General features: G+C 64.1%; 11 protein-coding genes and 1 pseudogene. 4 read left to right on the top strand and 8 right to left on the bottom strand.

Translation table 11 applies throughout. From position 1 onward, the window contains the following. Positions 1 to 892: amidohydrolase (locus tag ACESNG_RS16575; protein ID WP_373069823.1), on the top strand; the 892-nt coding region annotated here is incomplete at its 5' end. A gap of 348 nt (positions 893 to 1,240) precedes the next feature. On the opposite strand, the gene ACESNG_RS16580 is transcribed toward ACESNG_RS16575, so the two are convergent. The 7 genes and pseudogenes from ACESNG_RS16580 to ACESNG_RS16610 all read right to left on the bottom strand — a co-directional run bounded on the left by ACESNG_RS16580 (position 1,241) and on the right by ACESNG_RS16610 (position 6,243). Further along, entirely contained in the window at positions 1,241 to 1,621 is a 381-nt protein-coding gene (locus ACESNG_RS16580) for a hypothetical protein (protein ID WP_373069825.1), read from the bottom strand. A gap of 450 nt (positions 1,622 to 2,071) precedes the next feature. Beyond that, complete coding sequence (locus tag ACESNG_RS16585; protein WP_373069827.1) at positions 2,072 to 3,328, bottom strand: M20 family metallopeptidase; 1,257 nt, start codon at positions 3,326 to 3,328, stop codon at positions 2,072 to 2,074. Beyond that, positions 3,325 to 4,296 (bottom strand): Gfo/Idh/MocA family protein, encoded by a 972-nt coding sequence (locus tag ACESNG_RS16590; protein WP_373069829.1) that lies wholly within the window; start codon positions 4,294 to 4,296, stop codon positions 3,325 to 3,327. The genes ACESNG_RS16585 and ACESNG_RS16590 overlap by 4 nt, the downstream gene beginning before the upstream one ends. Positions 4,297 to 4,316: 20 nt before the next feature. Then, positions 4,317 to 5,414 carry a DUF4432 family protein gene (locus tag ACESNG_RS16595; RefSeq protein ID WP_373069831.1) on the bottom strand — a complete coding sequence of 366 codons (1,098 nt, stop codon included), beginning with the start codon at positions 5,412 to 5,414 and terminating at the stop codon, positions 4,317 to 4,319. Next, positions 5,407 to 5,577: a hypothetical protein gene (locus tag ACESNG_RS16600; RefSeq protein WP_373069843.1), complete on the bottom strand. Its 171-nt coding sequence runs from the start codon at positions 5,575 to 5,577 to the stop codon at positions 5,407 to 5,409. Before ACESNG_RS16600 ends, ACESNG_RS16595 begins: the two co-directional genes overlap by 8 nt. Before the next feature lie 91 nt (positions 5,578 to 5,668). Further along, positions 5,669 to 5,815, bottom strand: a pseudogene (locus tag ACESNG_RS16605) (amidohydrolase family protein); the annotation flags it as partial. Next, positions 5,809 to 6,243 carry a hypothetical protein gene (locus ACESNG_RS16610; RefSeq protein WP_373069833.1) on the bottom strand — a complete coding sequence of 145 codons (435 nt, stop codon included), beginning with the start codon at positions 6,241 to 6,243 and terminating at the stop codon, positions 5,809 to 5,811. The gene ACESNG_RS16610 and the pseudogene ACESNG_RS16605, both read right to left, overlap by 7 nt. Positions 6,244 to 6,534: 291 nt before the next feature. Between ACESNG_RS16610 and ACESNG_RS16615 the strand changes: the two genes are divergently transcribed. Then, positions 6,535 to 8,154, top strand: a complete 1,620-nt coding sequence (locus tag ACESNG_RS16615; protein ID WP_373069835.1) for an amidohydrolase family protein — start codon at positions 6,535 to 6,537, stop codon at positions 8,152 to 8,154. A gap of 22 nt (positions 8,155 to 8,176) precedes the next feature. Then, positions 8,177 to 9,658: a M81 family metallopeptidase gene (locus ACESNG_RS16620; protein WP_373069837.1), complete on the top strand. Its 1,482-nt coding sequence runs from the start codon at positions 8,177 to 8,179 to the stop codon at positions 9,656 to 9,658. Positions 9,659 to 9,674: 16 nt separating this feature from the next. Here ACESNG_RS16620 and ACESNG_RS16625 read toward each other — a convergent pair whose 3' ends face one another. Further along, entirely contained in the window at positions 9,675 to 10,808 is a 1,134-nt protein-coding gene (locus tag ACESNG_RS16625; protein WP_373069839.1) for an alanine racemase, read from the bottom strand. Between the two features lie 417 nt (positions 10,809 to 11,225). Here ACESNG_RS16625 and ACESNG_RS16630 point away from each other — a divergent pair. After that, positions 11,226 to 11,437, top strand: a 212-nt coding sequence (locus ACESNG_RS16630) for a hypothetical protein (RefSeq protein ID WP_373069841.1), incomplete at its 3' end; no start/stop codon positions are given.

Consider the following 11,437-nt stretch of genomic DNA (forward strand, 5'->3'; position numbering starts at 1 on the left):
AAGGAGCATTCTTATGAAAGACACGCCAGCGCTTTCTGTCGTGGATTGCCACGTCCATTTCTGGGACGACGAGCTGCTCGACTACCCGTGGCTCGACGGAATCGAGCAACTGGCGGGTCGGTTCCTACCCGACCAGGTTCCGTATCTGGTTGGGAATGCCCACGTCGATCACATCGTCTTCGTGCAGAGCGAATGCGCCCCACAACAGGCAAAGGCTGAAGTCGCATGGGTAGAGGCCCTCGCCGAAGCTGACCCTCGCATCACGGGTGTGGTGGCCTTCGCTGCACTCGAGGACCCGACAGCCCAAGTGCTGCTCGACGAGTACGGCGAAAATCCGCGGGTGAAGGGCATCCGGAGACTCCTCAAGGGCGAGGCAGTCGGCTTCACTGCGTCTATCACGAACGGCGTGCGGTCCTTGGCGGGTCGAGACCTTTCGTTCGACCTCTGTATCGACTGGCACCAGCTCGGCGAAGTCATGGAATTGGTCGATGCAGCACCTGAGGTGCAGTTCGCTCTCGATCACTTCGGCAAACCGCCCATCGCCTCGGGAACCTTGGACCCCTGGTCACGCGATCTCGCGCGCCTCGCTGAACGCCCGAACGTTGTCGCTAAGTTCTCAGGTCTCATCACCGAGGCCGATCACGCAACCTGGCGTCCAGCCGACCTGAAACCGTACGTCGACCACGCGTTTTCGGTGTTCGGCGTCGAGCGCGTATTGTTCGGCAGCGACTGGCCGCCGCTGACTCTTGCATCGTCATACGACGAGTGGCTTCAAGTCTCGCGCTCTATCATAAATCTGTCCGTCGCCGAGGAACGGGCGGTCTTCCGCACGAATGCACAGAGCTTTTACCGGCTTCCTGCAACCGAGAGTTCGACGGGACCAGCTCGATGACGGAGGTGGGCACCGCTGCGGCGTCAGAGCAGCACTCAATGCAAGGCCGTTGGAACTTGAATCGGGTTGTACCGATATCGAGGTCTGGTGTCGCAATCCAAGCACCACCCTGGGCAGCGCTCTCGAACGCGTACGCAAGAAGGCCCGAGGTCAAGACGACGCGCTCAGGCGCCGTGGGCGGCTTCCCGGTCATCATCAGGTCCTCAATCGCTCGCACCAGAGACGAGAAACGGCGAAGGCGTGGAGGGGAGTCGGCACCGTAGCCAATCGAAATGACAGCAGCCGATCCACGCGTCCGTTAGACAATGGCGACCCGCTCTCGATCGTGAGGGTCGAGCATGATCACGGTCAACCGAACCGAATGCGGTATTCGACTTCGATGACGTGGCAACCAGGACCCCACGATGCGGACAGGTCGGGGGAGAGATCACCGGCAGCGAGCGCGCCGGCAATCAAATCCGGGGAGACCTGCGCGAGGCGCTGGAGCCCCTCGGTACCAACGGTGCAGCGAATTCCCGCCACGCCGACCTCGCCGCCATCGCGACGCTCCGCTATCGACTGACCGACCTCGAGCATCTGGCTGCCGTACCGTCCCAACGGGGCGTCGGTGCCGATCACGACCACGTCGTCGATGACGTCGCCGTTCGGGAGCGGGACTGGTGGGTCGAATGGCGCCCACGGCGGGCTGCTTGAACACGGGAACGGATCGACCCGCTTGGCGGAAGACACCGACGACCTGGTCGAAGATCTCACGGCGCGGGTACAGCAACCGTGCGCGCTGGTCTTCGGGCCAGGAACCGTTTTCACCGATGATGACCACGCCGTCGACGTCCAGTTCGCTGCCACCTCGACGGAGCGCAGCAGCAACAGAGTGGAATAAGGGGACATCGTGTTTGGCGGCCATCGAAACGCCAATGTCTGGTCCCCCGATCACACCGTCCGCTGCGATCTCCATGAGATGCATGGCGGCCAGATCGCATCGAGGCGCGTCCACGTGATCGCCAAAATCTAAACCCTCGAGGAAGTCGTTGACGATCGCCATCCCATGGCTGCCGTCGCCATAGGTGATGAGCAGAGCTGCAAGGCGCGGTCGAGTCGTTCTGCTCCGTGCGGTGGCGGCAAGGGTGAGGTCCGATGGCATGAAGAATCTCCTGCTTCCGCGTGGATCCGAAAGTTCGACTAACGCTGCACGCCGCAGAAATCGAGAAGGATCCGGGCGTAGATGCGGGCGGCCTCGTGTATCGCCTCGGCGCGCACGAACTCGTTGGGGCCGTGGCAGTAGGTCAAGATGCCGGGACCGAGCGAGGGCAGGGTCGGGATCCCGACCGCGTCGTACCAAGGCGCGTCCGTGGTGCCGGGGAACACCGACAGCGGTGGGGCCGTTCCCAGGACATCTGTCGTGGCAGAGCACGCTGCTTCAACGAGAGCGTGATCCACGCTGATCTCGGAGCTGGCGATCCAGCACAGCACGTCGTCGTACTCGATCGTGACGGTTGGACCGCCCACGGTCGTGTTGTGCTCGGCCCAGGTGTCGAGGAAGGCGTGCACACTCTCTTCGGTCACCCCTGGCACGGTCCGCAGGTCGCAACCGAACGTCGCGTTGCCGGGCACGACGCCGTAGAACACGCCGCCCTTGGTGGTGACACCGACGTTGAGTGTCTGCGCCAGTGGGCCGAGCGGGTGCTCGATCGGCGCGGGGGAGTAGTCCTGCTTGAGCGCCAGCATCAACCGGGCCATTTCCATGTTGGCGTTCACTGACGGCATGCGGTCGGTGAGGCTGCTGTGCATCTGGGTGCCCTGCACCCGAACCAAGAAGCCGCACAACCCGCGCGAGATGAGATGGATGCCCTCCCAATCTTTCGTCCAGCCGGACGGTTCGCCGATCAGGCAGGCGTCGATCTGCCCGGCGAGCTGTGGTGCGAGGAACCGCGACCCGAAAGATGCACCGGCCTCCTCGTCGGCAACGAACGCCAGCAGCACGTCACCGGTGAGGCTGATGCCACACGCCTTGATCGCGGCAGTGGCATAGAGCATCGCCGCGATGGCGGCCTTCATGTCGCTGACGCCGAGCCCGAAGATGTCGTCACCGATACGGGTCGCGACGAGCGGGTCGGTGTTCCAGAGGTGGCCGGCATCGCCGACCGGCTTCGTGTCGATGTGGCCGTTGAGCATGAGCCGTGGGCCGGTGCCGCTGCCAGCGGATCGAATCAGCACGTTGGGTCGATGAGGGTCGCGGGCGACAATGTCACCGCCCGGCAGGCCGAGCCGGGTTGCTGCGTCGGTGAGGAACCCGGCGATCTGGCGCTCATCGCCGAACGGGGGGATCTGGCTGTTGATCCCGACGAGCTCGCCGATGAACCCCTCGAGTTCGGCTCGCTGGGCGTGCAGGTGCGCGTCGACGGCGAGCACAATGTCGCTCGGTTGGGCGATGGTCATGCGTGAGGTCCTTCTCTGGAGTTGAAGTCGATGATCGCGCCGCCAGATTGCGCCGAGGTCATCATCGCCTCGGCGATTCGCACGGCGTGGACGGCGTCGGCGAGGGTGATCACTGGGTCAACCGGCTCACCGTTCACGAGGGAGATGAAGTGGTCGATCTCGTCGGACAAACCGCTTGCCTCGGTCGTCGCGACCACCAGCACCTGCTCGGTCGGCGTCGGCCAACTCAGTGAGATCTCGGCGGCGTTCGCTCGCAGTGTGGCCGTGCCCGCGCTGCCGTAGACCTCGATGACATCGGAACTGCTCCCGTCGGGCAGCAGCCAGGCCGACCGTATCGACCAGACCGAGCCGTCATCGGCTGAGACGTGCCCGAACACCAGGACGGGGCCGCCTGCGCGGTTTTCGAACGAGGTCCGCGTCTGGGCGGTCACGGTGACCGCTCGTCCGCCACTCAACCACCCGGCCAGGTCGATGTCGTGGACGCATGTGAGCAGCGCTATGTGCCCGTCGCTGTAGGCCTGCGAGTGCCAGGCGGCACGGTCGCGGCTCGCTGAGATCCCGATCACCCGGCCGATCGCTCCGCTGGCGACGACTCGCCGCAATTCTTGATGGACGGGCTCGAAGCGCAGCACATGGCCGGGTAGCACCAGCTGATGTGCTGCAGGAACGAACCGATCGAGGTCGGCCGACGAGCCCGCGACCGGCTTTTCCAGCAGCACCCGAATACCGCGGGCGACGGCGTAGTTGGCGAGGGGGACGTGTGAATCCGTGTCGGTCGCGATCGACACGCCGTCAGGTCGAAGCTCGTCGATCAGGCGGTAACCGTCGTCGGTGGAGTATCCGATCCCGAACCGTGCGGCGATGCTGGCAGCGCGTGGGCCGTCTCGATCGGCGACGCCGACGATGTCGACGTTTCGTGCGCGGTAGGCGTGCAGATGCTGTTGCCCGAAACGGCCGGTGCCGATCACGGTAATCCGCGGCACCATGCTCATCGCCAGCCAGCTCGCACGGCGGCCACCTCGGCCACCATTTCGGCGGTCGCAGCGCCGTCGAGGGCTCCGAACTCGATCGTGTAGTGGGCGACTTCGCTCGCGGCGAGCTGTCGCATGTTGCCCTTGGCCAACTCGGCAAGGTGGCCGCCGGGCTCGGCGGTCGCAGGCAGCAGCATGCCGAGCGCCTCCTGGTCGGCACCGCGGGAGATCCATCGGATCCCATGATCGAGTTGGTCGGGGCGATGGCGCACGAAATCCGACGTGCCGTCAGGGTGCAGTTGCATCGTGGTTGCCCACCCGGTGACGTCTGCCGAACAGTCAACGGCGAACACGATCTCGGGCTCGAACGTTTGACCGGCCGTCAGGGTGCGGTGGCTGTCGGGATGGTCGGCGTGATGGGTCAGCATGTCTCGATACGCGACCGAGGTCTCGGCGAGCGTCTGATCGGAATGGATCACACGGGTGTACGCAGGCCCCGGCGGGACCGTGTCGAGGATTGTTGCCCCGTCGATTGGCGCGAAATTGATATGGGCGAGGTACATCAGCTCCATCGGGCGGGCGCCGCGGTTTTCGATGTCCAGCTGCATCGTCATCCGAGTGCTGGTGGGACGCAATCGGATCGTGGGCCGGGCCACGTAGCGGTGGGTGAAGGCAATCGCGTGTTCAAGTGTCCCGGTGATCGCAAGGTACGACCCGTTACCGTCGGTGCCGAGGTGGAGCCCGGCGTGCTGGTACGCGGCGTTCGGCAGCTCACCGTGCAGAGCGTGGCCATCGGCGGCACTGGGGCTACCCATCGCCGACGCCCCACAGTGGATGAAGAAGCCGCCGTAGGTCGCCAGATACTCGGTGGTGGGGTTCGGCTCGTCGAACATCGAGCGCATCGTCAGCGGTCGACCGAGGAACTCCGCCCGCCAGATCTGCTGGCCCTGGAACGGGAGGAATTCGATTTCGCCAACCGCGTTGGTCACTCGCAGCCCGGCAACTCCGGTGCTGTAGCGGAACGTCGACACGCGGAATTCGTCCCACTCCACCAACGTGCGTTCGAGTTCACGAAACTGCTCAGGTTGTAGGCTGATGTCCACCTGGTCATTCATGAAGTTGGCACTCCGTCCCGCCGTGGCCCGAACTGGTTCGGCTCGACGGTCTTACCCATTCGAGCGAGCAGCAAATGTGACGCGCGGCGGCATCGAACAGGTCGGCCTCGTCGAGTCCTAGAAACTCGCCACCGTCGAGAATCACCTTGCCGTTGATGACCACGGTGTGGACCGACTTCGAACCCGAGGCGTACATCAAATTTGCGAACCATGTCGGTGATCGGTACGAGTTCGGCGCGTCGCGGCGTGTGAACGACGATGTCGGCGCGCTTGCCGGCCGCGAGCGGACCGATCTGAGTGTCCATCCCGGTTGCCTTGGCACCGCCGCGGGTCGCCATGAAGAGACCATCTTCGGCCACGAGGTACGTCCGGTCCTGGTGTGCATCGAGAGCGGTCAACATTGCCAGCGAAGCCCGTCGGAACAGGTCGAAAGTGTTGGCCAGTTCGGAGAATCCGAACCGAGGGCGACGTTGGCGACGCACCGCCACAGCTCGGCGTGACGACCATGTAGACAACCGCCGTGGCTCCACATCATCGAGGCCGCAGGCGCCCAGGCGATGATCGTTCCATGGCGCAAGACGGCGTCACACTCTTCGCCGGTGAGGTGATTGGCGTGCGCCCACGTGACGTTGTCGTAGAGACAACCGATTTCGGCGAGATGGAGGAGTGGATCGGTTCCGTACTGACGCCGGTCGGCCTCTGTATCGGCCGGGCTATACGACTGGTGGAAGTTGAGTACCACGCCGGCGGCGTCGACGCGGGACTTGGCCTGGACCATCAAGCGTTCGCTCGCCGTGCCGGGGCCTAGCACCGCGATGTGGCCGGTCACCAGAGCATCTGGGTCGGCGTTGCGGCGAAGCTGGTGCCGTAGCTTGTCGACGACCTGATCGTACGAGCCCGGAGCGCTGGCGATCGTGGGCGGGCTGCTGCTGGTGGGCGTGGCCCACCCAGGGGCAGGCTGATCGTTTGCCGATTCGTTCGGATGCCCGGCGGGGTGGGGATCGGCCTCCGGTCGCCTCGTCACCAGTCCACGATACCCACATCCATCTACTGGATTCACCGTTTCATTGCTGTGCTACGGTCATGTGAGCACTGTGCTCACCCCCAAGCGAGGAACGGCGTGTTCGACGTAATCATCCGCAACGCGACGCTGATCGATGGATCAGGCGGGCCCGCCCGGACGGGCGACCTCGGAATCACCGGTGACCGGATCACCGCCATCGGGACGATCGCAACCGAAGCGACGGCGGTTCGAACCATCGATGCGGCCGGCCGGGTCGTGTGCCCGGGCTTCATCGACATCCACACCCATTCCGATCTGACGCTGATCGAAGACGGCATCGGGGAGAGCAAGCTGCGTCAGGGGGTCACCACCGAGGTCGTCGGCAACTGCTCGTTCGCAGCGTTCCCAATCGAACCCGAACGACTCGACCTCCACGCCGATCACCTCGCCCGAGCCACAGCACCGATCACCCCGTGGTGGACCGACTTCGATGGGTATGCCGACGCGTTGAACGAACGCGGGCTCGCGATCAATGTTGCACCGCTTGCCGGTCACGGCACGCTCCGAGTGGCGGCGATGGGCGTCGACGAACGGCCGGCCACCGCCGATGAACTCAGCCGAATGGAGCGCGACCTCGATCGCGCTCTGGAACAAGGGGCCTTCGGAATGAGTACGGGGCTCACCCACGTCCCGAGTTCGTACGGAGATTTCGACGAGGTCGCCGCATTGGCCCGCGTTCTCGCCTCCCACGGCGCGCTCTATGCCACCCATGCCCGGGCGATCGCCCCCGACGAACGCGCATCGGTTGCCGAGGCGATCGAGATCGGCAGACGGACCGGGGTGACCGTCGAATTCAGCCATCTCGCGATCAACCGGCCGGATCGTTGGGGCCATGGAGCGGAACTGCTGGCCATGTTCGACGCCGCACGCGACGAAGGCATCGACATCTTCTTCGACGTCTATCCGTACGTGGCCTCCTCGTCATCGTTGACGCAGTACCTTCCACCTTGGCTGCAAGCGGGCGGAACCGAAGCGATGCGAGCCCGTCTGGAAGATCCGGACCAACGTCAACGTGCCCTTGCTGACATGGCCGAAGGTTGGTTCGGCGGGATTCCGTGGCTGTGGGACCGCTTCGTCGTCAGCAGCTGCCCCGATGGGTATGGCATTACGAAGACGCTCGAAGAGCTCTCCGACAGCGAAGGGATCGAGCCGTATGAGCTGACGCTCCAGCTGTGCGAACGGTATGGAAACGAACTGCAGGTCGTATTGTTCTACCGAAGCGAGGAGGACGTCGCGAAGTTTGTTGCACATCCGCTGTCGGTCATCGGATCCGATGGCAATGCGATTCCCCTCGAGCAACCAACGGCGTGCCCGCATCCACGCAACTTCGGCACGTTCCCCCGCGTGCTCGGTATGTACGCCCGGGACGAAGGCGTGCTCGACCTGGTCGATGCCGTCCGGAAGATGACGGCCGAGCCGGCACGACGCTTGGGTCTGACCGACCGGGGGACACTCACCGTTGGAGCGGTCGCTGATGTCGTCGTGTTCGATCCAGCGACCGTCATCGACAACTCGGAGTTCGGTCAACGTGCCGAGCCGCCGACGGGTATTGACGTGGTGATCGTCTGCGGCCGTGTCGTTCTGGAAGATGGAACGATCGGCCACGATCGGCCCGGACAAGTGCTCCGTCGACTCTCGAGTCGCTCATCCGTTCCGTCGGTCGGTTCTGCCGACTAGCTCTGCCGACCAAAGGATCCCTATGCGCGTCGCCACCCTCGGCTTTCACCACGAATCGAACACGTTCGCTCCGGTATCTGCGAGCCTCGAGCAGTTCCTTGCGAGCGGCCCCGACCAAGGCAACGAGCTGATTGCCAAGTACTCCGAGTCGCAGGCGACACTGGCGGGCTTCATCGAGGCGGCCGCCGCAGACGCAGACGTCGAACTCGTTCCGCTGCTGTACTTCGACCTCAATCCGATGGGGACGATCACCTCGGAGGCGTTGGAGACCATCGCCAGCCGACTATTGGCGGCACTTGATGAAGGAGGTCCGTGGGATGCGGTGCTCCTGGCCCTGCATGGCGCCGCAGCGTCCGAGGTGCATCGTGACGCCGACGGCGAAATCCTCGAACGCGTGCGAAGGCTGGTCGGTGCCGATGTCCCGATCGGTGTCACCTACGACATGCACGCCAATGTGTCGAATCGAATGGTCGACGCTGCCACCGTCGTCAACATCTACCTGACCAACCCACACGTCGATCCTCGGCTGCGCGCCCGTCAGTGCGCAGACCTGATCTTTAGGGTCGTGCGAGGCGAGATTCACCCGGTGATGGCTCTCGAGACTCCACCGTTGGCGGTGAACATCTTGCGCCAGGGCACGAGCGATTCACCGATGAAGGAACTGTGCGCATTGGCGAACGAGGCCGCAAGTCGGCCCGGCGTGCTCTCGGTCAGCATCGCCGAGGGGTTTCCCTACGCCGATGTGGAGGAGATGGGGATGGCGTTCCTGGCGGTCACCGACGACGATCCCGAGTTGGCCCGCGAGATCGCACGCGAGCTTGCTCGCGCAACCTGGGAGATCCGTGCCGAGCTCGAAGGGAACGCGGTCGATATCGACATCGCACTCCATCGTGCCGCCGAGGCCGAGGCGCACCCGGTCGTGCTCTTGGATGTCGGCGACAATGTCGGCGGCGGGAGCCCCGCCGATTCCACCTATGTGCTCGCTGCGGCTCAACGACTCGGGGTGACAGGGTTGTTCCATTCATTGTGCGACCCCGCGTCGGTCGCCCTGTGCGCCGATGCCGGAGTCGGCGCAACGGTCGAACTCGACGTCGGTGGCAAGACGGACGATCTGCACGGGAAACCAGTCGCGATTCGTGGGACGGTGCAGATGCTCGACGACGGGAAGTTCGAGGATGCCGGACCGACACACGGCGGATTTCGGTTCTACGACGCCGGTCCGAGGGCGCTGGTCCACACCGACGACGACCACATGGTGCTCCTCACATCGAAGCCAAGGGGCAACACCAGTCGGCAAGAACTCATCAGCGCCGGGCTCGATCCGACGACGCAACCGATCATCGTGGCGAAAGGTGTCCACTCACCGCGGGCGACCTACGAGCCACTCGCGGCCGAGATGATCTGGCTGAACACCCCCGGGTGTACGAGCGCCGACATCAACGCACTCAACTACTCGCACCGGCGTCGGCCGATGTTTCCCTACGAGCGCGACGCCGAGTACTAGGCGCTCCGCCGCGTCGCTAAAACCGAGTTTCGGCCACTTCTACGACCCGGTAGTCATCGTCGACGATCGGGATCGAACGCCATTTGTCGAAGGTCGTACACGGATGCGAAATCCCGAAGCCGACGAGATCTCCGACACCGAGCGATTCGTTTGGGTCGAGGTCCAGAAAGGCGTGCTGGTCGTGGATTTCGACGACCCGATCCCCAGCAACCATCTCGACCTCGGTCGATCCACGGCGGCGGATCTTTTTGAGGACCGGCAACAAACCATCGGTCGAAACGTCGCGTTTGCCGATACCGACCAATGCTCGGCTGGCTTCGGGCCGAGACAGCACGACGCCCCAGACCTCGATGGCGGGCAACAACTGATCGTGGTGCTCGGTGCGCGGGTTTGCTCCCAGAGGGGAAGCCTGGTGCAGCGCGCCGTCGTCATGGCTGATGTAGCAGCCGCTGCGGATCACGACCCGCAGCGGGGAATCAATGTCGACGTGCGAGAAGCGGTCGACGACCTGGTCGAAGTAGGCACTGCCACCGGCGCTGACGATCACTTCATCGGCCGCATTGAACCATCCTTCGGCATCGACGGCGTGGGTCAGTGCAACGACCTGGTCGAGGAACTCGTCGACCCGCTCCTCGGCGCTTCGACCGTCGCACGGCCCGAGAATACCCTCGAACCCAGCTGTTCCGGACAGGACCAGGTGTGGTGACCGAACCACTGCAGCAGCGACGAGGAGGCCCTCGGCGACGGTGCGCACACCGGTTCGCCCACCGGCAATCCCCATTTCGACCAATACGGGCAAAGGGCGAGCCGGCTGGATGTGCTCCAACGTCTGGTCCATGATGTCGACACCCTCGACCGAGTCGACGTAGCAGTAGACCTCGAATCCCTCGTCGAGTGAGTTGGCCAGCCATTCGATTTCGCCTGGGACGACGACCTCGTTGGCGATCAGCACCCGTTCCACGCCGGCCTCGCGCATGGTCATGGCCTGCCAGGTCGTCGCGGCGGTCATGGCCCAGGCTCCGTCGAGGAGTTGGCGGCGGAACAGCGCGGGCGCCATGGTCGTCTTCCCATGAGGAGCGAGCGACACGCCCTTGCGCTCGCAGAATCGCTTCATCGTCGTGCTGTTGTGCTCGATCGCCGACTCGAACATGATCGCAACGGGGTAGGGCACGTCAGTGTCGAAGACGGACCATCCGGTTGGCGCGCCCCCACCCAGTGGGAACCCTTTGGCGTACGACGCCGGCGGGCGCACTCCATCGGAGTTGGTCTCAGCGGTGATCTGCGGTTCTTCCAGATCCATGGCACGCTTCCTCTCGCATTGCGATGACGTCGTCATGAAGAATACAGACCTCGGGGCAAGATCATTTGAGCAGGGGAAACATGCTCAAGCGTAGCGGTAGCCATCAGATTGACGGTGATCCCAGTTTGATGCGGCGACCCCCGGTCGCTCGACCCCGTGAGGGCTGTCGCAATGAGCGAATCGCTGTCGCACCAGGTGAGTACGCTTCGCTGGCGCTGAGCCTTCCCTTAGCGGCATTCGGCACGTCGCCCGACAGGAGCATGTCTGATGATCACGGTCTCGAACCACCAACTGGTGGTCACGATCAACGAGTCGTTGGGGGGTGAGATCCAACAAATCGAGTTCGAAGGTGATCCGATCCTTGCTTTCGACGACTGGATGGCCCCGGTGAGGGCGTCGCAAAGTCGCACCTATGGTGATGCCAAGCTCGACTGGCTCTCGGAGTATCGCGGCGGCTGGCAGCTCCTCATCCCCAACGC

The organism is Gemmatimonas sp. (assembly GCF_041689975.1).
GTDB lineage: Bacteria > Gemmatimonadota > Gemmatimonadetes > Gemmatimonadales > Gemmatimonadaceae > Gemmatimonas.